Origin of the sequence: Paraburkholderia sp. BCC1885 (assembly GCF_900996235.1) — a bacterium.
Lineage (GTDB): Bacteria > Pseudomonadota > Gammaproteobacteria > Burkholderiales > Burkholderiaceae > Paraburkholderia.
Genome location: NZ_CAAJGM010000285.1, coordinates 199,533 through 220,889, shown reverse-complemented (window position 1 = coordinate 220,889; position 21,357 = coordinate 199,533). Strand labels below are relative to the sequence as shown.

General features: G+C 63.5%; 19 protein-coding genes and 2 tRNA genes. 12 read left to right on the top strand and 9 right to left on the bottom strand.

The genetic code is table 11. From position 1 onward, the window contains the following. Window positions 1–20 precede the first annotated feature (20 nt). From ribH to FQ755_RS36990, 3 genes are all read left to right on the top strand, one after another. Entirely contained in the window at window positions 21–533 is a 513-nt protein-coding gene (ribH, locus tag FQ755_RS37000; RefSeq protein ID WP_144163163.1) for a 6,7-dimethyl-8-ribityllumazine synthase, read from the top strand. Continuing rightward, window positions 530–964: a transcription antitermination factor NusB gene (nusB, locus tag FQ755_RS36995; RefSeq protein ID WP_144163161.1), complete on the top strand. Its 435-nt coding sequence runs from the start codon at window positions 530–532 to the stop codon at window positions 962–964. The genes ribH and nusB overlap by 4 nt, the downstream gene beginning before the upstream one ends. Before the next feature lie 130 nt (window positions 965–1,094). Further along, on the top strand, window positions 1,095–2,288 hold the full coding sequence (locus tag FQ755_RS36990) for a pyridoxal phosphate-dependent aminotransferase (RefSeq protein ID WP_144163160.1): 1,194 nt from the start codon (window positions 1,095–1,097) through the stop codon (window positions 2,286–2,288). A 195-nt stretch (window positions 2,289–2,483) separates the two neighbouring features. On the opposite strand, the gene FQ755_RS36985 is transcribed toward FQ755_RS36990, so the two are convergent. After that, complete coding sequence (locus FQ755_RS36985; RefSeq protein ID WP_144163158.1) at window positions 2,484–3,635, bottom strand: transglycosylase SLT domain-containing protein; 1,152 nt, start codon at window positions 3,633–3,635, stop codon at window positions 2,484–2,486. A 583-nt stretch (window positions 3,636–4,218) separates the two neighbouring features. On the opposite strand from FQ755_RS36985, the gene FQ755_RS36980 reads away from it, so the two are divergent. Then, a complete protein-coding gene (locus FQ755_RS36980; protein WP_144163156.1) occupies window positions 4,219–5,787 on the top strand; it encodes a UbiD family decarboxylase in 1,569 nt (522 codons plus the stop codon). A gap of 149 nt (window positions 5,788–5,936) precedes the next feature. On the opposite strand, the gene FQ755_RS36975 is transcribed toward FQ755_RS36980, so the two are convergent. After that, window positions 5,937–6,236 (bottom strand): hypothetical protein, encoded by a 300-nt coding sequence (locus FQ755_RS36975; RefSeq protein ID WP_144163154.1) that lies wholly within the window; start codon window positions 6,234–6,236, stop codon window positions 5,937–5,939. A gap of 395 nt (window positions 6,237–6,631) precedes the next feature. Continuing rightward, complete coding sequence (locus FQ755_RS36970; RefSeq protein ID WP_144163152.1) at window positions 6,632–6,976, bottom strand: hypothetical protein; 345 nt, start codon at window positions 6,974–6,976, stop codon at window positions 6,632–6,634. An 86-nt stretch (window positions 6,977–7,062) separates the two neighbouring features. On the opposite strand from FQ755_RS36970, the gene FQ755_RS36965 reads away from it, so the two are divergent. Continuing rightward, a complete protein-coding gene (locus FQ755_RS36965) occupies window positions 7,063–8,022 on the top strand; it encodes a Rossmann-like and DUF2520 domain-containing protein (protein WP_409937811.1) in 960 nt (319 codons plus the stop codon). A gap of 167 nt (window positions 8,023–8,189) precedes the next feature. After that, window positions 8,190–8,753, top strand: a complete 564-nt coding sequence (locus FQ755_RS36960) for a YggT family protein (protein WP_144163148.1) — start codon at window positions 8,190–8,192, stop codon at window positions 8,751–8,753. A 103-nt stretch (window positions 8,754–8,856) separates the two neighbouring features. On the opposite strand, the gene FQ755_RS36955 is transcribed toward FQ755_RS36960, so the two are convergent. After that, window positions 8,857–9,852 (bottom strand): hypothetical protein, encoded by a 996-nt coding sequence (locus tag FQ755_RS36955; protein WP_144163146.1) that lies wholly within the window; start codon window positions 9,850–9,852, stop codon window positions 8,857–8,859. A 363-nt stretch (window positions 9,853–10,215) separates the two neighbouring features. Next, entirely contained in the window at window positions 10,216–11,103 is an 888-nt protein-coding gene (locus FQ755_RS36950) for a hypothetical protein (protein ID WP_313957493.1), read from the bottom strand. Between the two features lie 725 nt (window positions 11,104–11,828). Here FQ755_RS36950 and FQ755_RS36945 point away from each other — a divergent pair. After that, window positions 11,829–11,902: transfer RNA gene (locus FQ755_RS36945), tRNA-Gly, on the top strand. A 166-nt stretch (window positions 11,903–12,068) separates the two neighbouring features. Further along, window positions 12,069–12,887, top strand: a complete 819-nt coding sequence (gene trmB / locus FQ755_RS36940) for a tRNA (guanosine(46)-N7)-methyltransferase TrmB (protein WP_144163142.1) — start codon at window positions 12,069–12,071, stop codon at window positions 12,885–12,887. Here the strand turns inward: trmB and FQ755_RS36935 are convergent. The 3 genes from FQ755_RS36935 to FQ755_RS36925 all read right to left on the bottom strand — a co-directional run bounded on the left by FQ755_RS36935 (window position 12,884) and on the right by FQ755_RS36925 (window position 14,776). Further along, window positions 12,884–13,720 (bottom strand): undecaprenyl-diphosphate phosphatase, encoded by an 837-nt coding sequence (locus FQ755_RS36935; protein WP_144163140.1) that lies wholly within the window; start codon window positions 13,718–13,720, stop codon window positions 12,884–12,886. The genes trmB and FQ755_RS36935 overlap by 4 nt on opposite strands. Window positions 13,721–13,799: 79 nt before the next feature. Further along, entirely contained in the window at window positions 13,800–14,384 is a 585-nt protein-coding gene (locus tag FQ755_RS36930) for a DUF1439 domain-containing protein (protein ID WP_144163138.1), read from the bottom strand. Window positions 14,385–14,473: 89 nt separating this feature from the next. Continuing rightward, the gene (locus tag FQ755_RS36925) at window positions 14,474–14,776 is read right to left on the bottom strand and encodes a YkgJ family cysteine cluster protein (RefSeq protein WP_409937809.1); all 303 of its coding nucleotides are present in this window, start codon (window positions 14,774–14,776) and stop codon (window positions 14,474–14,476) included. Between the two features lie 236 nt (window positions 14,777–15,012). Here FQ755_RS36925 and hemN point away from each other — a divergent pair, with 236 nt between their 5' ends. The 4 genes from hemN (at window position 15,013) to FQ755_RS36905 (ending at window position 19,634) form a co-directional block, all read left to right on the top strand. Next, the gene (gene hemN, locus FQ755_RS36920) at window positions 15,013–16,398 is read left to right on the top strand and encodes an oxygen-independent coproporphyrinogen III oxidase (RefSeq protein WP_144163134.1); all 1,386 of its coding nucleotides are present in this window, start codon (window positions 15,013–15,015) and stop codon (window positions 16,396–16,398) included. Window positions 16,399–16,528: 130 nt separating this feature from the next. Continuing rightward, window positions 16,529–16,613 (top strand) — tRNA-Leu (locus FQ755_RS36915). A gap of 133 nt (window positions 16,614–16,746) precedes the next feature. Further along, window positions 16,747–19,185: an ATP-binding protein gene (locus FQ755_RS36910; protein WP_144163132.1), complete on the top strand. Its 2,439-nt coding sequence runs from the start codon at window positions 16,747–16,749 to the stop codon at window positions 19,183–19,185. 11 nt (window positions 19,186–19,196) lie between these two features. After that, complete coding sequence (locus FQ755_RS36905; RefSeq protein WP_144163130.1) at window positions 19,197–19,634, top strand: response regulator; 438 nt, start codon at window positions 19,197–19,199, stop codon at window positions 19,632–19,634. A 37-nt stretch (window positions 19,635–19,671) separates the two neighbouring features. On the opposite strand, the gene FQ755_RS36900 is transcribed toward FQ755_RS36905, so the two are convergent. Further along, window positions 19,672–21,306 carry an ATP-binding protein gene (locus tag FQ755_RS36900; protein ID WP_144163128.1) on the bottom strand — a complete coding sequence of 545 codons (1,635 nt, stop codon included), beginning with the start codon at window positions 21,304–21,306 and terminating at the stop codon, window positions 19,672–19,674. Window positions 21,307–21,357: the final 51 nt, after the last annotated feature.

The following is a 21,357-nucleotide window of genomic DNA, read 5'->3' as shown; positions in this document are numbered from 1 at the left end:
AACAACACTACGGACTGACTATGGAAATCGGACAATACCAACCGAACCTCGACGGCGACGGCCTGCGCATCGGCATCGTCCAGGCGCGCTTTAACGAGCCCGTCTGCAACGGCCTCGCGGATTCGTGCATCGAAGAACTCGAACGCCTCGGCGTCACCGGTGAAGACGTGCTGCTCGTCACCGTACCGGGAGCGCTGGAAATCCCGCTGGCGCTGCAAAAGCTCGCCGAAAGCGCCCAGTTCGACGCACTGATCGCGCTCGGCGCGGTAATTCGCGGCGAGACCTACCACTTCGAACTGGTGTCGAACGAAAGCGGCGCCGGCATCACGCGCGTCGGTCTCGACTTCGGCATTCCGGTTGCCAACGCCGTGCTGACAACCGAAAACGACGAGCAAGCCGTTGCGCGCATGACCGAAAAGGGCCGTGACGCCGCGCGCGTGGCCGTCGAAATGGCGAACCTCGCGGTCGCGCTCGAACAGCTCGGCGGCGACGACGAGGAAGAAGACGAGGACGACGAAGAGGAACAGGCATGAAGAGCGCTCGCCGACGTTCCCGCGAACTGGCCACGCAGGGGCTGTATCAGTGGCTGCTGTCGGGCGCGCCCGGCGGCGAGATCGACGCGCAGTTGCGCGGCGCGCAAGGCTTCGACAAGGCCGATCTCGAGCATCTGAACGCGCTCCTGCACGGCGTGATCCGCGACTCGGAAGCACTGTCCGCCGACCTCACGCCGTGTCTCGACCGCCCGATCGAGCAGTTGTCGCCGGTCGAACGCGCGGTGTTGCTCGTCGCGGCATTCGAGCTGAAGAATCACGTCGACATCCCGTACCGCGTGGTCATCAACGAAGCCGTCGAACTCGCCAAGACTTTCGGTGGCGCGGATGGCTACAAGTACGTGAACGGCGTGCTGGACAAGCTGGCGGCGCAACTGCGCGTCGACGAAACGCAGGCGGCCCGCAAGCACTAGGCCGCCGCGTTGTTGCCAAACCCTGCCAGGCCCAGCCGCACCCTGCCGCGCCTGGCAGGATCGCAGCGGGCATGTGTGTCTTGCATGACGCCCGCCGCGGTTTCGAAATTGCACTTACTGTACTGACCGTATGAACTCCGTGACCGAACCATTGGTGCGGCTCGCTGCGCGCGTCGACGCCATCCAGCCTTTCTATGTGATGGAGCTGGCCAAGGAAGCCGCGCTGCTGGAGCGCCAGGGGCGCGACATCATCCATATGGGAATCGGCGAGCCCGATTTCACGGCCCCCGAGCCGGTCATCGAAGCGGCCGCGAGCGCGCTGCGCCGTGGCGTCACGCAATACACCAGCGCGCTCGGCCTGCACGCGCTGCGTGAGGCGATCGCCGGGCACTATCAGCAGGCATATGGCATTCGCGTCGATCCGGCGCGAATCGTGGTCACCGCCGGTGCTTCGGCCGCATTGCTGCTCGCGTGCGCGGCGTTAGTCGACCGTGACGACGAAGTGCTCATGCCCGATCCCTGCTATCCGTGCAACCGGCACTTTGTCGCCGCCGCGGAAGGCAAGCCGGTGCTGGTGCCGAGCGGCCCCGCCGAACGTTTCCAGTTGACCGCTGCGGACGTCGAGCGCCTCTGGAACGAGCGCACGCGTGGCGTGCTGCTCGCGTCGCCGTCGAACCCCACCGGCACCTCCATCGAGCCGGCGGAACTGAAGCGCATCGTCGAGGCAGTGCGTGCGCGCGGCGGCTTCACGATCGTCGACGAGATTTACCAAGGCTTGAGCTACGGCGAGCCGCCGGTCTCCGCGCTGTCGTTCGGCGAGGATGTGATCACCGTCAACAGCTTTTCTAAGTACTTCAACATGACCGGCTGGCGACTCGGCTGGCTGGTGGTGCCGCCCTCGCTGATCGGGGCGTTCGAGAAGCTCGCGCAGAATCTCTTCATCTGCGCCTCGGCGCTGGCGCAGCACGCGGCGCTTGCGTGCTTCGAACCGGACACGCTGGCGATCTATGAAGCGCGCCGTCTCGAGTTCAAGCGGCGCCGCGACTTCATCGCGCCGGCGCTCGAATCGCTGGGGTTCGCGGTCCCGGTCATGCCGGACGGCGCTTTTTACGTGTACGCGGATTGCAACCACGTCGCCCATGCGGCCGCCGGCGACAGCGCCGCGCTCACCAGAGCGATGCTTCACGACGCCGGTGTCGCGCTGGTGCCGGGCATGGATTTCGGCGTTCACGCGCCGCGCTCATATATTCGCCTTTCCTATGCGACGGCGTATGCGAAGCTCGAAGAAGCGGTCGAGCGTTTGCATGGGTTCTTCGGGCGCTGAGCCGAATCGTCGGGTCAAGGACCGGCCCGCCAATGCTCGCAAGTTTGGGGACCCCCGGCGAGCATCATCCTGGTAAGCGAGAAGCATCAATGCCATGAAAAAAGGCACCCTCGGGTGCCTTTCGTATTGGTGTGCCGCTTGTGCCCGTCTGGAACTGACCTGCTTGGCGCAGCAGCAACGTCGGCAAAAAATCGCTCAGGCACCCAGCTCCGCCGTCGAGGCACGCTTGGTGGCCGTCGCGCTGGCGTCGTCGTCCTGCTCCGGGGCCTTGACCGGCGTGTTCACCGTCAACGGATGCGCCCCGTCGAGCGTGACCTGAACGCGCTTGGCCGGTGCCGCAGCAGCCGGCGCCGCCACTGACGCCGTAGTGGTGACCGGTGCCTGCGGTGCGTTGATCGGCACCTTGCGGCCACGCGCCACGTCGCGCAGACGGCTGCGTTCAGCCATCACTTTCGCGCCGTAGCCGCCATCGTCCTGCGTGGACGAGCCGACGTACAGACGCAGACCGCCCGGCAATGTGCCGCCGCGCGCGATGCAATCCTTCAGCACGAGCGCTCCAACCTTGATGTTGGCAAGCGGATCGAGCGCGGCGCTTTCGCCGCCGAAATACTGGAACTTGTCCGAGTGAACCTTGGACATGACCTGCATCAGGCCCTGCGCGCCCACGCCGCTTTCGGCATACGGGTTGAAGCCCGATTCGATCGCCATCACGGACAGCAGCAGGAGCGGATCGAGACCGACTTCGCGACCGGTGTCGAACGCCGCCTTGACGAGCTCGCTCACCGGTTCCTGCGCGACGCGGTAGCGCCGGGCCAGGTAGGAAGCCACCAGATCCTGCTCGCGAGTGGAGACCAGCACGCGGTCGTCGCGTGCGTCGGCCGCCACACGCTGCGACGGAATCAGACGCGCCAAGGCGTTGATGCTTTGCACGGAATGCGGATCGAGCGCGTTGAACGCGGTGACACCGAGACCGCTGGTGCCGCTGCCGTCGAAGGCGCCGTCATAGCTCGTGTTGCTGGTTGCGCCATTGCTGGCGTCGCTGCCGGCCGCGTCGGCGGACAGCGGATCGTCGGACGGCACGCCATTGGAGGGCGCAAACGACGGCAGCGGGTTGCCCTGCAACAGACGGGCGGGACCGGCCTGCACAGCGGCAGAAATGACCGGCATCAGCTTGGCAGCCAGCGTACCGCGCAGGGTGGGCAACAGCCACAGCGCGAGCGCCAGCAGGATGGCGGAACCGCCAACAATGCTGAACAGGTGATGACTCACACGCGTACCGCGACGCAAGACTGCGCGCATGGCTTGCGCGAGCTTCTCGTCGGGACGCCACATTAACCAGGCGTTCATTCAGATCTCCCATCTTGCATGATCTGCGAACCCCACCGGTCGAGCCGGCATCAAAACACGTTCGCAGAGTCAAGACGTCGCGTGCTCTGGTTAGGGCAGCAGCGGCGTCGGGAATACGGCATAACCGTCGGTGGGGAGCCATCTCGGAACAACTCGGCGCCGCGCTTAAAAAGCACGAACGCAAAGGCTCCCACGCGAAAAACCAGCGCCAGGTCGCGCTGGTGAGAACTGCAACAAAGGCCGTCAAATACCGTGCAGGGGGGTCGGTAAGCGGTGACGCGTTGCGTCGTAAGGACCGGGGGGCGGTGGTAAAAAGGTTCACGCCCTGCAACCAATGTGTCCGGATTCTAGCAGGGTTTAATAGATCGTCAACACTATAGAACCGCAAATCTATAACTAATTGTAATAATGAACAGTGTTCAGGTGGTCGAAACCCGCGCACCATGCGCCTCTCCGGTCAGTTACAGATTCAGTGCCGGAGCGTGCGCTAAGTAACGCAGGTAAAATCGACAATAGTTCATGCGCGCCGAAAGCCTGTCGCGCCCCACTTTCCCGCCGCCCGACGCGGCTCCGCTCCTGACCGATGAAATACAAAGACCTGCGCGACTTTGCTGGCCGCCTTGAGACGCTTGGCGAACTACGCCGTATCCCGCAATACGTCTCCCCCGTGCTGGAAATGACCGAACTGTGCGACCGCGTGCTACGCGCCGGCGGCCCCGCGCTGTTGTTTGAGAGCAGGCAGACGCATGCGTTCCCGGTACTCGGCAACCTTTTCGGCACGCCGCGGCGGGTCGCGCTGGGCATGGGGATCGACAGCGGCGACGAGGACGGTGATAGCGGCGCGCTAGAGTCGCTGCGCGACGTCGGCCGCCTGTTGTCGGCCCTCAAGGAGCCGGAGCCGCCCAAGGGCCTCAGGGACGCCGGCAAGCTGCTGTCGCTCGCCAAGGCGGTCTGGGACATGGCGCCGAAGACGGTCAGCTCTCCGCCATGCCAGGAAATCGTCTGGGAAGGCGCCGATGTCGACCTCGCCAAACTGCCCATTCAGACCTGCTGGCCGGGCGACGCGGGGCCGCTGATTACATGGGGCCTGACCGTCACGCGCGGCCCGAACAAGAGCCGCCAAAACCTCGGCATTTATCGCCAGCAATTGATCGGACGTAACAAAGTCATCATGCGCTGGCTCGCCCATCGCGGCGGCGCGCTCGATTTCCGCGAATTCGCGCTGCGCAATCCCGGCCAGCCGTACCCTGTCGCCGTGGTGCTCGGCGCCGATCCGGCCACGATCCTCGGCGCGGTCACGCCAGTGCCGGACACGCTCTCCGAATACCAGTTTGCGGGTCTGTTGCGAGGCGGCCGCACCGAGCTCGCCAGGTGCATCACGCCCGGCGTCGATACCTTGCAGGTGCCGGCGCGCGCCGAGATCGTGCTGGAGGGCTTCATCTATCCGCAGAAAGGTACGCCCGCGGCCGCTCCGGCCGGCGCGCCGCCGCGGCCCTCGAAAGGCGCCAGCGCCGCGTATGAGCACGCGCTCGAAGGCCCCTATGGCGACCACACCGGCTACTACAACGAACAGGAATGGTTCCCGGTATTCACCGTCGAGCGGATCACGATGCGCCGCGACGCGATCTACCACTCCACCTACACCGGCAAACCACCGGATGAGCCCGCCGTGCTAGGCGTGGCGCTCAACGAAGTATTCGTGCCGCTGCTGCAGAAGCAGTTCAGCGAGATCACCGATTTCTACCTGCCGCCGGAAGGTTGCAGCTACCGGATGGCGATCGTGCAGATGAAGAAAAGCTACCCCGGACATGCCAAACGGGTGATGTTCGGCGTATGGAGTTTCTTGCGGCAATTCATGTACACGAAGTTCATCGTCGTGGTGGATGAGGACGTGAATATTCGCGACTGGAAGGAAGTGATCTGGGCCATCACGACCCGCATCGATCCGGTGCGCGACACCGTGCTGGTCGATCGCACGCCTATCGATTATCTGGATTTCGCTTCGCCGGTAGCGGGACTCGGCTCGAAGATGGGTTTAGACGCCACCAATAAATGGCCAGGCGAGACGGATCGAGAGTGGGGGCGCCCCATTGAAATGGACGCGGCGGTGAAACGGCGCGTCGATACCTTATGGACTGAACTAGACCTATAGCGCATCCCTTCTACCGCAAAATGAAAACGGCGTAACGCAGGCAATGGAGCCCGCATTACGCCGTTTTGTTTTCTTCGCTAACCTTGGGCACCAGCAGGCTGTGCGTCAGAGACTTGCAGCCTCCTCAACGCACAACTTGCCCGCTGCTATTAATAGTGACGGTAGCCGCCGTGGCCATAACCGCCATGTCCGTAATAACCACGGCCGTAATAGCCGCGATGATAGTACGGATGGCCGTAGTAGCCATAACCACCGCCCACCACGACAACCGGCGGCGGAGCATAGACCGGCGGCGGCGCGTAATAGGCCGGCGGCGGTGCGGCATAAACCGGATAAGCCGGCGCCACAGGAATACCGATCCCGATACCTACCGACACGTGCGCCTCCGCAGCGGAAGCGAAGCCCACACCCAGTGCAGCGGCAACAACAAGCGGAATAATCTTTTTCATGTTTCTTCTCCAAGCGCGGCCGGATGACCGTGTCGCATGACATGCATGCTATGAGATTCAATGTATCGAAAAAGGATCGGTAACGGTGTGCCCATTTGTTGCAAATTGCAATTGGTGTATAAGCACTGAAATGCGCAGCGATTTGTTGCCGCATGCGAAAAACCCGCAACCTCTCGAAAACTAAGGGTTTGCGCCGAACCAGCCGCTGCCCCACGTGGGTTTTACCGGTTGCCGGGACCTCGGCGCACTCATACCGGTAATCTTTAATTACAAATTCACTTCAATCGCTGCCGCACTGAAGGCCGGCCGAAACGCAGCAAAACGCGAAGCCACACTGTAAACGTGAAATGCCCGGCGCGGTGGCCGGGCATCCCTTGCCCTTAAAGGGGTAGTCCTCAGCCCACTTTTACATAAGTGAACTCGCGTGTGACATTGGGCGGAACATACGCGCCACTGATCTTGACGCGTGGCGTGAGGCGCTTTTTTTGATCCCACCAGCGGCGGCGTTGTGAATGAGTCAAGAACCGCAAGTGCTTTCGGTAAGAAAAGATGCTCATAACCACCTCCCGAATCTGACTGCGCGACATAAAAAATTCCGACAGCAACCCTTCACTTCTTCGACCAAAATCATTGTGAGCAGTTTTTGGGCCTGCGGGCATCGCGCGGGCGGATAACCCACTGCGCGCGCCATATGGCGCCAAAATTGATCTGAGGATAGCGCCGTCACGCCTGCCGCTCATCGCTCCATCCGGTCTGCCGTTCGCCTTCGGCTCGCGACCACTATATGAATGCGCGATACTCCAGTTTTATTCCGTTCATGTTTGCTATGCCGCCCAAAGCCGGAACCATGTCTCAGCCTTCCTTGCCGCGTCTCGGCTTCATTGGCGCGGGGCGCCTCGCCCGCTGCCTCGCGCTCGGCTTCGCCCGGGCCGGCTATCCGGTTACGGCAATCGCGAGCCGCACGCCGGAATCGGCGCAGCGGCTTGCCGGTCAGATCGCGCACTGCACGGCCTGCAACAGCCCGCAACAGGTTGCCGACGCCGCCGATATCGTCTTTCTAACCGTTCCGGATGACAGCATCGGTTCGACCGCGAACACTTTGCGCTTCAATGGCTCAGCGGATTCGACCGGGCGTCTGCGCGCGCTGGTGCATTGCAGCGGCGCCTCGCCAGTGGAGTTGCTGGCGCCCGCGCGCGAGCAAGGCGTTTTGGCCGGTGGTTTTCACCCACTCTACCTGTTCAGCGGCGAACTCGCAGATATGGAGCGCATCCGCGGCTGCTCGATCACCATCGAGGCCGACGGCGCGCTCAAGGAAGTCCTCACGGCGCTCGCGAAGGCGCTGGACTGCCACCCGCTGTCGATTCCCGCCGGCGGCCGCATGCTCTACCACGGCGCCGCCCATTACGCGGCCAGCTTTGCGCTGTGCAGCCTCGCGGAATGCGTGGCGCTGTGGCGCACGCTCGGTTTTGCCGAGGACGACGCACTGCGCGCGCTGCTGCCCATGCTCGCCGGCACGATCCAGACGGCGCGCGACAAAGGCTTGCCGGACGCCCTCGCCGGCCCGGTCTCACGCGGCGATACGGGCGTGGTGCGCAAGCAGCTCGCCCTGCTCGAAGAGCTCGGCGGCGACCACGCCGCGCTGTACGGGCTGATGACCCGGCGCGCGGTCGAACTGGCGCGCCGCCGCGCCACGCCGCCGACGACGCTCGACGCCATCTCGGACGCCGTGGAAGAATCCCTCTCGCGAGCGCTGAATCAGGCGTCAGCGGGTACTAGCGTCAAGTAAGCCGTGATAATGTGACGTCCGCTGCGAAGCGCTGACGTCCCGCCGCAAGGCGCGCCCGGCAAGCGCACGGTACTGAAACTCATGAACACGCCGGCGTGCTCACCATGACGCGCCGGCGCCCGGCGTCCGGCTTTCACCGGACGCTACCCTGAAGGAAAGGACACGAGATGTTCGGCGATATCGCCCGTTTTCTGCTCAATACCGTTTTCACCCTGTTCGGCGCGGCGCTGCTGTTGCGCGCGTGGCTGCAAGTCGTCCGCTTGCCACCGTATAACCCGGTTTCGAACGCCGTGCTGCACGCCACCAACTGGATCGTGCTGCCGTTGCGGCACATCGCGCCGAGTACGCGCCGCATCGATTGGGCGAGCATCATCGCCGCCCTGATCGCGGCGGTTGTCTATGTGATGCTGATGGTGGCCGTGACCGGCGTCGACCCGCTCGCGCTGTGGCCCACCTTGCTGATCGTGGCGCTGCTGACCGTCGTCAAATGGGCGCTCAACCTGATCATCTGGTTGACCATCCTGATGGCGCTGCTGTCGTGGCTCAATCCGCGCTCGCCGGCCATGCCGATTCTGTTTCAGCTCACCGCGCCGTTTCTGAATCCGCTGCGCCGGGTGATTCCGAATCTGGGCGGCATCGACCTCTCGCCGATCCTGCTGTTCGTGATCGTGCAGGTGCTTTTGATGATCGTCACGCGGGCCGCCGTGCAGCTGACGTATTTCGTGATTTGAGACTCCGAGCGGGCCCGCTCACGCCGGGCCGTTTTGCGCGTAGATAGTGCGGTTACGCGGCGCGGCACGCCGCCGTAGCCTCATGTGGCGTTTTTTTTGCGCCTCAAAACCGGTAGCCGATGCCGCCCAGGTAGATGTCGCTGTCCTTGTCGTAAGTGGTCATGACGCGGTTCCACGAGGCTCGCGCGATCCAGTGCTTCGTCAGGCTATAGGCCGCCGACATCGTCAGCAGGATCGACACCCGGCCGCCCGTATCCTGGCCGTCCGGGCTGCGGTGCGTGTCGACCGCGAAGTACGGGCCGGCGCCGACACCCAGGGTCAATTTGTCGTCGAAGAAACTGCGGCGCAGCCACGCCTGCGCAGCCACGCCGTCGCGCGTGTTGAGCGGCGTATGGCCTTCGTCGATCCAGCTCAGCGTGCCGTCGAAATACGCGCCGAAGCCATGCCGGTACTCGACGCTTTCCGCCATCGCGCCCGGCGAGCTCAAACTGTTCACCTCGGTCCAGCCGGCCAGTGCGGTGATCTGGTCGCCGCTCGACACACTCTGCCTGGTTGCGCCGCTGAGCGCGCCGTGGCCGTTCGGCGCATCGAGTTCATAACCGACGCCGAACAGAACACTGGTGGTCTTATAGCTTTGCGTCGCCAGCACCTGATTGACGCGCAACTGATAGAAGAAGCGCGCGTCGGTGTACCACGTGGCCGTGATGCTCACGATGGGCGCCCAGCCGTGACCGTCGACATAAGGCTTGCCGTCGTCGTGGGCAATCGTGTCGAAGAAATTGTAGATACCGACGCCCGCCGCCAGCGACAGCCGCCGGTCGAAGAACGACGCGCGGCGCCAGTACTGCAGCGCAAGGCCATCGCGATGGTTATCCTGCAGATGACCTTCGTTGAGCCACGAATAGCTGATGGCGTTGTATTCGTCGAGCGCCTGCAAATAGGTAAAGCCCCACGAGTATGAACCCTCGCCCGGCTGATCGGCGCGCAACGCGCCGCCAAGCAGAGAGAATTCCTGGGCGTGAGCCGCGCACGCGAGCGTCAATCCGCACAACGCGGCGGGCCATCTCAGAACAGGGGCGATCCTGCGGTTTTTCTTCACTCTCCGACTCCTGCCTCACCGCGACTTGCGGGCTGCATCGCGCTGGCCGGCGCGACCTGAAATTCTGTTGTCAGAAGAAAGTCTAGGCGGGAATGTGTGACAGGTCTCTGTAATGTGACGCGTTGTGTAAAGCGCTGTAACCGTCGACGCCGGGATGCACGGCCGTGGCGGCAGGTCGATGCACCGCTTCGCCCGAGGGCGCGGTGCTCCGTCGGAGACGTGGCTGGAAATCTACTGTTATAGAAAGATCACGCGCGCCGGAGGTCGGCGCGGCAATTAGCGCCGCTGCACGGCATACATCGCGCAGCGGCCAGCGCCACCGTCTATATAAGAAGACGGCGGCGTAATGATGCGATGCGTTGTTTACTGCTGCGGCGACACCTGGCCGTAGGCGACGGCGCTGTTGTTCGCCGTGTGCAGCGTGTACAAAATCGTGCGCTGATACAACGAGCTGGATTGGATCGGCAGGAACACAATCGCCGCATTGCCCGACAGCGTCACGTTCGGCGTCGCGCACGACGTGTTCGTGCCGGTGGTGAGGCTCAGCGTGTAGAGATTCTGGCTGGAACCGGCGGTGGCCAGCAGCATCGTTCCGGAAACCGGGCAGTTGCTCAGCGTGCCGGTGACGGCGCCGCTGCTGGTGATCGTGATGGACGAATTGGTTTCGGCCCACGTGCCGGCCACCGTCGACTGACTCACCGCGAGCGCGTTCGCCGGATCATACGTCCACGCGATGCTCGGCGTGCCGGTGCCCACGGTGTAACTGCCATTGAACGTCTGGTTGGCCGTGAAAGTGCCTGAGCCCGATGTCACCGTGTTCAGGATAAAGGAGTCGAACTCAGCGCCCGACGTCAACGTCCAGGCCGAGCCGCTCGGCGCGATGACGCCGAAGAACTCAGACGTCGCCACCGTGCCCAAGCCGCTCAGGAAGGACAGGTTGTTCTGCGGATCGATGAAGGCCGTTGTCTTTGCAATGCCCGATGTGGTCGACCAGATTCCGACCACGCCGTTGGAGGTTGCCGCAGTGGAGCCAGCCTGCGGGCTGCTCAGACTCGGCAACTGCTCGCCGACGACGGCGGGCGTGTTCGCTGCCGGAGCACTGGCCGCAGCCGGTGCGCTTGCGACGGCCGGTGCCGACGCACTGCTTGCAGCCGGCGCCGCCGCCGAACTGGAACCCCCGCCTCCGCCACCGCATGCCGCCAGAACCAGCGATGCGAGCAGAGATACCGTCAATATTGCTTTGTTTTTCATATTCATTTGTTTTATCAGGCAAGCGCGGCCGCCTAAGTCCGCAAGTCCATGCCAGTTGGTTGGATTGACCTCGATTGTTTCCTGCGAGCACGTATTCGTCGAATTACCCTGGAGATCCGCTTGACAAATTCAGATCACTCCGTTCTCAGTAATAATTTGAAATGGTGCTAAGGATGTATACGGTGTGAATTCACGGATCTTTAATATTTTTTTGGGGTTTTCATTCTGAATGCGGTTTGGGTTGCATTTTTGACGGGGCGATTCAGGCATGCATAGAACGGGCCGCTATGCAAGGTCTGGCGCGGCTTCTGGCTCCGCACTTGTTGCCTCTGTTTTAGCTATGCTTTTTAGATAATTATTCTTGTTCCTATGCGCGGCCTTCAATCGGCACCGTCAATAATCACGTGAGATCCGGGACGTGATTATTGACGGTAAATTTAAATTATTGACTTTGCCGAAACGCGGTGCCATACAACCAGGCGCAGATACCAGACCACATAACACGGCATTGAATTTTTCGTTAATTCAGAGAGTTGCATATGGCGAACCGGATGGGACTGCGCAAGTCAACGGGCAATGTTGCTGGCGCGGGCAAGGGGCGACAGGTTTTCAGGCCACCACGCCCGCAAGACGCTCACGGACCCATCGCCTTTGCCCGTTTCCAACCCGCCCCGCCCGCCTTCATTTGCCTAAACGCCCCGATCCCGCGTAAAATAGCGCGCTCTGCGGGCGTCGTATAATGGTAATACCCTAGCTTCCCAAGCTAGAGCCGTGGGTTCGATTCCCATCGCCCGCTCCACATTCAGCTGACCGTCAGCGGAATTCCAGCACGAGAGCCGCCTCCACGAAGGCGGCTTTTTCGTACTGAGGGCGGTAACGTGGCGATCGGCGCCGTCGCGCCTTCCAGTGCGGACAGCGCCGCCCAGCCGCCCTCACCCTTGCCGCTACCCTTGTAGCCATCGAAGATGACCCACGATCCGAACCACGCCGGCCAGCCAGGCGAGCTCCCCCCGACCGCCGACGACGCCAATCCCGAACCGTCCACGCCGCAAGCCGCTGGCGCTGACGTCGACGACACCACCGGGTCGGGCGATCCGAAAGAAGCGCTGCGTCTGCGCCGCATCCGCAGCTTCGTCACGCGCGCCGGGCGGGTTTCGACCGGCCAGCGCCGCGCCATGGACGAATTCGGTCCGCGTTTCGTGCTGCCCTACACGCCGCAGGAAATCGACTGGAACGCGACCTTTGGGCGCGCGGCGCCGCGCGTGCTGGAAATCGGCTTCGGCATGGGCGCGACGACGGCGGAAATTGCCGCGCATCGTCCCGGTGACGATTTTCTGGGCGTCGAGGTACACGAACCGGGCGTCGGCGCGCTGCTCAAGCTAATGGGCGAGCAGAACCTGTCGAACATCCGCATCATCCAGCACGACGCGGTCGAAGTGCTCGAGCACATGATTGCGCCTGATAGCCTCGACGGCGTGCATATCTTTTTCCCCGATCCGTGGCACAAGGCGCGGCATCACAAGCGCCGTCTGATTCAGCCGAAATTCGTCGCGCTGCTCGTCTCGCGCCTGAAACCGGGTGCGTATCTGCACTGCGCGACGGACTGGCAAAACTACGCCGAGCAGATGCTCGAAGTGCTGGGTGCGGACCCCGCTCTGGAAAACACCGCGGACGGTTATGCGCCGCGCCCCGACTACCGTCCGGTGACGAAATTCGAGCGCCGCGGTCTGCGGCTCGGCCACGGCGTGTGGGATCTGGTCTTCAAACGACGCAGCGGCAGCTAATCTGACCAGTCGAGCGCGTCGCTATATCCCAGCAACAGGATCAGCAGGCCGAAGGCGATCCGATACCACGCGAACACCGTGAAATCGTGCGCCGCGATATAGCGCAGCAGCCAGCGCACACAGGCAAAGGCGCTGACGAACGCGGCGGCGAAACCGAGCGTGAACATTCCCAGCGCATCGGCCGACAGCAGATGCCAGCCGCGCACCAGTTCGAAGGCCGTCGCGCCGAAGATAATCGGCATGGCGAGGAAAAAAGAAAACTCGGTGGCGACCTTTCGATCGAGGCCGAACAGCATGCCGCCGATGATGGTCGAACCCGACCGCGACATGCCCGGAATCAGCGCGAAACACTGCGCGAGACCCACCTTCAACGCATCCCGCGGACCCAGCGCGTCAATCGACTGCACGCGCGCCGGCGCGGCGCCACGGACACGCTGACGCGCCTCCGCCCACAGGATCACGAGGCCCCCCACCACCAGCGCATAGGCCACCGGCAGCGGCGAAAACAGCGCGTCCTTGATGCTCTTTTCGAACAGCAGGCCGAGCACCACCGCCGGAATGGTCGCAATCGCCACGTTGAGTGCGAAACGCCGCGCGTCAGGCCGCGCCGGCAGACCGGTCAGGACATTGCCGATGCGCCGTCGATACTCCCAGCACACCGCCAGAATCGCGCCGAGCTGGATCACGACATCGAAAGTCTTGGCGTGCTCGCCATCGAAATCGAGCAGGCTGCCCACGACGATCAGGTGGCCCGTGCTCGATACCGGCAAAAATTCGGTCAGGCCTTCGACGACACCGAGTATCAGCGCCTTGGCCGCCAGTAACCAGTCCATTTCTTCCCCTCATCGCCAATGGTTGTCGAATCAGGGCGGCTCCGGCAGGCAACGCGCGGCCCTGGCGGCCGCACGCGCGTCATTTCTCGACGATTTGCACGCGTATGCCGTTTGTAAGGATAGTGATTGTACCGGGTTCGTAGTTCGCGCCCGCAAATTGCAATTGCTCGGGCTTGAAGGTGTAGATGGGGTAGTTGGTCAGCAACTGGGTGGCGAGCACCGCGGCGGCTGCGTTGATCTGCTGGGTGTAGGCCTGGGCGCCGCCGCCGACATTCACGCTGTCGACACTCGGCGACTTCAGCACCACGGATTTGCTCGCGGCGTCATAAGCCAGTTCGCTCGACAGGGTGAACACGCCGTCCACCGGCTCGCGCAGGAACGGGCTGGCGAGATGCGCGTCGAGCCGCACCGAGATGCGGTTGCTCTGCGGCAGGAAGCCGACCACCGGGTTGGCCAGGGCGACGTCGAAGACTTGCGACATCGTCCGCTGATACGGGAATTTGCGCTGCACCGCCTCCTGCACCTGCTGCTGCGAGAAGGTGTATTGCGACGGGATGAACGGGAACGTCGACGCCGCACAAGCGGCCAGCGACAGCGTCACGGCCGCAGCCGCGCCGGCTGCGAGCAGGAATCGGCGCCGGGTCGGCGCAACGGGTTGGGTCATGCACATTCTCCGGTTAAGCGGGTCAAAAGCGGGCTGGTCAAAGCGGGTAGGTCAAGCAACCCGTCGCGGGCATCGAATCATGGTCGTGATCAGGCGCCTCGCGCAACAGGTTGCGTCAGCGATTCCAGTTGGGTGAGCCAGGCAAGCGCCTCGGAGCGCGTTGTGCCGCACATTTCCTCCTGCGGCTGCAAACCGGAGCAGCACGCCGGCCGTTCGGGCTGACCGAAGATCGCGCAGCGCAGGTCGTCGCCGAGTTGCACGCAACGCACACCGGCCGGCTTGCCGTGCGGCATGCCCGGAATCGGACTCGAAATGGACGGCGCAATACAGCACGCGCCGCAATCCGGACGGCACGCATGACCGGCAACATGAAACGGAGATTCGACAGTCACCACACTCTTCCTGAAACGTCTCAACACGCACTGGCGATACCGCTGCGGCACGCCAACCCTGCATTGTGCCACCGCAGCGCGTGCGACCTTTTTACGCAATGCAGGCCGGGGACGCTCACGTAAACTTGACAGTTACGAAAGGCCACGTTCAAGAGGCGCCTGCCCGTTGCACGCGGTCTCGTTGACCACCCATGGGCCGCTTCGCGACTCCCGGCGTGGCGCCCACCGAGCCGCCCATGACCACCGCCGACACCCTGTTTCGCCCCGACCTGCTCGCCAAGTACAGCGCGAACGGCCCACGGTATACGTCCTACCCAACCGCGCTTCAGTTCCGCGACGATTTCGCCGCCGCCGACTACCGGCGCGCCGCCGCCGATCCAGGCGCCGCCGCGACCGATCTCTCGCTCTACTTCCACATTCCGTTCTGCGACACCGTCTGCTTCTATTGCGGCTGCAATAAGGTAGCGACAAAAAACCGCGCCCACGCGCGCCCGTATCTGGAGCGCCTCAAGCGTGAACTCGCGTTGCAGGCGGCCTGCTTCGACACCACGCGGCCGGTTTCGCAACTGCATTGGGGCGGCGGCACGCCGACTTTCCTCTCCCACGAGGAGATGGCCGAGTTGATGGCGGCCACCCGCCAGCACTTCACGCTGAATCCGGACGCATCGGGTGAGTTTTCGATTGAAGTGGATCCGCGCGAGGCATCGGCCGAAACCATCGCGCACCTGCGCACGCTCGGCTTTAACCGGCTGAGTCTCGGCGTGCAGGACTTCGATCCGGTGGTGCAGCAGGCCATCAACCGTATCCAGCCGCTCGAAATGACTGCGTCGGTGATGCATGCCGCGCGGGCGACGGGGTTTCATTCCGTCGGCGTCGATCTGATCTATGGCCTGCCGCATCAGAGCGTCGACAGCTTCAGCCGCACGCTCGACACCATGCTCGAACTCGCGCCGGATCGTCTCTCGGTGTTCGGTTATGCGCACATGCCGCAGCTTTTCAAAATGCAGCGGCAGATGGACGCCGCCGCGCTGCCTTCGCCCGCCGTGCGGATGGCACTGCTGCGGCTGGTGGTCGAGCGTCTGACGAGCGCGGGTTATGTGTATATCGGCATGGATCATTTCGCGCTGCCCACCGACGAACTGGCGCGCGCCCAGCAACAACGCACCTTGCAGCGCAATTTCCAGGGCTATAGCACGCGCGCCGAATGCGATCTGATCGGCTTTGGCGCGTCGTCGATCGGCAAGGTGGGCGATGTATATGCGCAGAACGCCAAGGACTTGCCCGGCTACGCGGCGGCGATCGACGCGGGACGCCTGGCCATCACGCGCGGCGTGCGCCTCACCGCCGACGACCGCCTGCGCCGCGACATCATCACTCAGCTGATGTGCAACCTGGAACTACGTTTCGACGAATTCGAGGCGGCCTATGGGATCCACTTCACCGAAACCTTCGCGCCGGAACTGGAACGGCTGCGCGGTTTCGCCGCGGATGGACTGGTGTCGGTCAGCGCGGGCAAGCTGGAGGTATTGATGGCCGGGCGGATGCTGGTGCGCAACATCGCGATGGTGTTCGACCGGTATCTCGGGCAGCAGACCATGGAGCGGTTCTCGCGGACGGTTTGAGGTCCGGCGTGAAGCCGAGGTTTGCGGTCAATGAGCCGCGGACGCCGGCCAACTTGCCCGGCGTCGCATTTTCGGCCATAATCTGCGTCTCCCGCCGCGCGCAACCCCATGCGCACGTGTCGCAAGACAAGCCCAGGTGGTGAAATTGGTAGACGCAGGGGACTCAAAATCCCCCGCCGCAAGGCGTGCCGGTTCGATTCCGGCCCTGGGCACCACCCCTCTTTTCAGCATCGACACGGCTTAGCGTCACTCGCCGTGGCACTCAATGCTTGCCACGCAAGCACGCCCCCCCGCCCTGCAAATTCACGCGTCTATGCGAGAATATCAGCGAGTCCGCACGGAGCGAGCATGACAGACATGACAAACGGCCCGGTCGCGACATCCGACTGCGCCAGCGAGCCCATCCACATTCCTGGCGGCATCCAGCCACACGGGTTCCTCATCAGCGTGGCCGACGACGGCACCGTGCTGCAGGTAAGCGACAACATCTCGGCCCTTGCTGGCGCCACCGCGCAGCAACTACTCGGGCAACCGCTCGAACGCGTCCTAGGGGCGACCGCGGAGCTCGCGCTCAACGCCCTGTGCGCGCTCGAAACCGAAGGCGTCCCCCTTTACGCAGGCTCGATAGACGATCCGCGCAGCGCCAGCGGCCAACCCGCCACGCCGCTCGCGGTTGTCGTGCACCGCCTGAACGGCATCAACCTGATCGAACTCGAACCCGCCCGCGGCACGAACGACGTGTTTGCGTCGATCTACCCGCTGGTGCGCACGTTCATCAACCGTCTGCAGGAAGTGCAGAGCGTCGACGGGCTGGCGGCGCTCGCGGCGCAGGAAGTGCATCGCATCGCCGGCTTCGGCCGCACGCTCGTCTACAGTTTCGATCAGGACGGGCACGGACACGTCCTCGCCGAGGCCTCGGAGCCGGGCTACCCGTCGTATCTCGACCAGCATTTCCCGGCTTCCGACATCCCCGCCCAGGCGCGCGCGCTCTACGTGCGCAACCGCATCCGCCTGATCGCGGATGCCGACTACGCGCCCGCGGCGCTCGTGCCCGCGCTGCATCCGAGCACCGGACAGCCGACCGATCTCACGTATTCGTCGCTGCGCAGCGTGTCGCCGGTGCACGTGCAGTACATGAAAAACATGGGGACATGGTCCTCCATGTCGATGTCAATCGTAGTGCGCGGCAGGCTGTGGGGCTTGATCTCCTGCCATGACGCGGCAGCGCGCGTGCCGCCGTTCGAAGTGCGCACGGCCTGCGAACATATCGCCCAGGTGCTGTCGTTGCAGGTCGAAGCCAAGGAAGATCGCGAAGAGGCCGAATACAGTATCGAATTGCGGCGGCGGCAATCGCGTCTGCTTGCCGCGATGGCCAATACCGAACACTTTATCGATGCCCTCGCCGAAGACCCGAAGGAATTGCTCGGACTGACCGACGCCACCGGCGCGGCCATCGTGTTCGACGGGCGCACGGTGCTGATCGGCGCGACGCCCGCCGCAGCCGAGATCGAGACGCTGGTGAGCTGGCTCGACACCCGGCCCGACGACATCTATTCGACCGATGCTCTCGCGGTCGAGCGCGCTGTGCCCATCGAACCGGACAGTGCCGGCCTTCTCTCGGTATCGATCTCGAAGCTGTTTCGCAACTACATCATCTGGTTTCGCGCCGAAGTGATCCGCACGGTGAAATGGGCCGGCGATCCGCGCAGCAAACTCGCCTCGCTCTCGGCCTCGCTCTCGCCGCGCGAGAGCTTCGACGCCTGGACCGAAACCGTGCACGGCCGCTCGCAGCCGTGGCGCCCCGCCGAGCTGGAAATCGCGGCGGAATTTCGCACGGCGATGCTGGGTATCGTGCTGCGCCGCGCGGAAGAACTCGCGCAACTGGCCATGGAAGTGGGCCGCGCCAACAAGGAACTCGAAGGCTTTTCGTACACCGTGTCGCATGATTTGCGCGCGCCGCTGCGGCATATCGTCGGTTTCGCGGATCTGCTGAGCGAGATGGAATCGTCGCGGCTCTCCGAGCGCGGCAAGCATTTTGTCGAACGCATCGCCACGTCCGCGCGTTTCGGCGGCGAACTGGTGGACGATCTGCTGGCCTTCTCGCAGATGGGCCGCGCGGCGCTGCGTCCGCAAAGCGTCGATCTGCGCGCGTTGGTGGACAGCCTGATCGCCGACGATCTGAAACAATCCGGCGAGCGGCAGATCGAGTGGCGCGTCGGCGCATTGGGCCAGGTCACGGCCGACGCGGTCCTGGTACATGTCGTGCTGCGAAATCTGCTGGAGAACGCGGTAAAATTTAGCGCGCATCGTCGTGCGCCCGACGGGCATCCAGTCATCGAAATCGGCTGTGAGGCCGGTACGGGCGAATTGGCCGAACAGCACGTGATTTATGTGCGCGACAATGGCGTCGGCTTCGATATGCGCTACGTCGATAAACTATTCGGCGTGTTTCAGCGCCTGCATCGTTTCGAGGAGTTCGAGGGCACGGGCATCGGACTCGCCAGTGTCAAACGAATCGTCGAGCGGCATGGCGGTAAAGCCTGGGCAGTCGGCGAGGTCGACAAGGGCGCGACGGTATATTTTTCCTTGCCGAAGGTCTTCACCGCGGAATCGGCGGATTACGACGAGACCGCGGCGGCCGTGGCCCGCCTGGCGGCGTTGACGCCCGGCCAGCCGTTCAGGCCGGTGCCGAAGGACGCTGGAAGAGAAGCCTCGAAAGAGGCCGGGAAAGAAGCGCGTCCAGAGTCGATCGAAGACCCCAATACGGATCAAAAGCAGTCAAGCTAAAGGAATGCAGCGTGTTACGACCCATCCTGCTAGTGGAAGACAATCCCAACGATATCGAGTTGACGCTGATCGCGCTGGAAAAGACGCGTCTTGCGAATCCGGTGGTCTCGGTTCGGGACGGCGCGGAAGCACTCGATTATCTGCGCCGCGAAGGACAATGGGCCGCCCGCACGGACGAGAATCCAGCCGTCATTCTGCTCGACAAGAAGTTGCCCAAGATCGACGGACACGAGGTGCTGAAAGTCGTCCGCGGCGACGAGCGGCTGAAAAGAATTCCGGTCGTGATGCTGACGTCGTCGCGTGAAGAAAAAGATTTACTGCGCAGCTACGATCTCGGCGTGAACGCCTATGTGGTGAAGCCTGTCGAGTTCGACGACTTCATGGCCGCCATCAGCGACCTCGGCATGTTCTGGGCAGTCCTGAACGAACCGCCGCCCTATACCGAGTGATCGGATACTCCCGAAGCACGCTGCTCTATCCAGGCCGTTACTGATAGAGCGGCAACAGGACATGAAACGTGGCGCCGTGTCCGCGCCCGGCGCTCTCGGCAAACACCTTGCCGTCATGCAGATCAACCAGGTGCTTGACCAGCCATAGCCCCAGGCCCAGGCCGCCGACCCGCCCCGCGCCCTCCGCGCCGATCTGCTCGAACCGCTCGAAGATCCTGCCCAGCGCCTCGGCCTCGATGCCCGAGCCGCTATCGCGCACACGCAGTTCCGCCATATTGCCGTTCACGCCGACCGACAGTTCGACCGTGCCGCTCGCCGAAAACTTGACGGCATTCGACAGCAGGTTCCACACGATCTGCTTCATGCGGCTCTCGTCGGCCATCACGAGACAGGAGCGGATCTCGTCCGCCTTGAGGCAAAGCCCTTTCGCCTCCGCTTTCATGCGAATGTCTTCCGCGACGTTGCCGGCCAGCGCACCGAGATCCACCGGTTGCCGGTTGACGGACAGCTTGCCGGTGGCAATCGCGCCGCTGTCCAGCAGGTCGTCGACCATGTGCGATAACTGCCGCGCGTTGCGTTCGATCACGTCGGTTGCACGCATTACGTGTGAGGCATCGCCCGCGCGCTGCAGCAACGCCGTCCACGAGAGGATCGCGCCGAGCGGCGAACGCAGTTCGTGGCTCACCGCCGTGACGAAATGATCCATGGCGCGCGCCGCGCGGTCGCTTTCTTCGCGGGCACGCTTCTCGGCTTGCGCGATGGCCTGCTGTTCGAGTTCGGCTTCCTTGCGACGGGTGATGTCGAGCGTGAAACCGAGCATCGATTTAAGCGCGCCGTCCGGCAGATAACGCCCCGCCGCCCGCACCAGAATCCAGTGCACGGATTGCGCCGGCCAGACCACCCGGTATTCGACTTCGAACGGCTCACGGTTTTCCACCGCATGCAGCATGGTTTCGCGCACGCGGGCGCGATCGTCGGGATAGACGAGGTCGGTAAAGAAGCGCTGTTCGTCGAGCGCCACCTCGGACGGCAGGCCAAGATTGGCCTTGCATTGCGCGGTGCAATCGATTGCACCCGTTTGCGGATCCAGTTCCCACGCGCCGACATGTGCAAACGCCAGCGCCTGCTGGAACTGCTCCTGGTGATCGCGCAGCTGGGCGGCCGCTTCTTCGACCAGCACCTGCCGCAGACGCGCCTGCGAGCGCAGCTTGGCGCGCTCGCGCTGATTGCGCTCGTTGGCCGCGGTGCTGGCGGTGACATCGAGCACACATAGCGCGATCAATTGCCCTTGCGGCGCTCCAGCCGCGACCACACTGGCTTTGACCTGCCAGTAGCGCACGTTGGGGCTGCCGGCTTCCAGGCCGGGCGCCGCCATGTCGTAACGCAGTAGCGGCGACAGACGCGTTTCTCCGGGCGCCAGGTTGTCCAGCGCATCCATGAGCCACGCACGGCGCTCGTCGCGCTGTTGCCCGGAACCGAACTGGTTGATCTCGTAGACGGAGCGCCCTTGAATCTCGGCCAGCGTCACGCCGAGCAGACGCCGATAACGCGCGTTCGCCAGGACGACGACCCGTTGCTCGTCAAGAATGAGGTAAGCATCGGGCAGCAGATCGAACACCGAAGCCGGATCGATGGCGGAGGCTGCAGCCTGTTCTCGGGAAGGTCTGTCCATAGAGCAAAACTTTACCCGAAACGCGAAATGTTGACTGCACGGTTTGGAGCC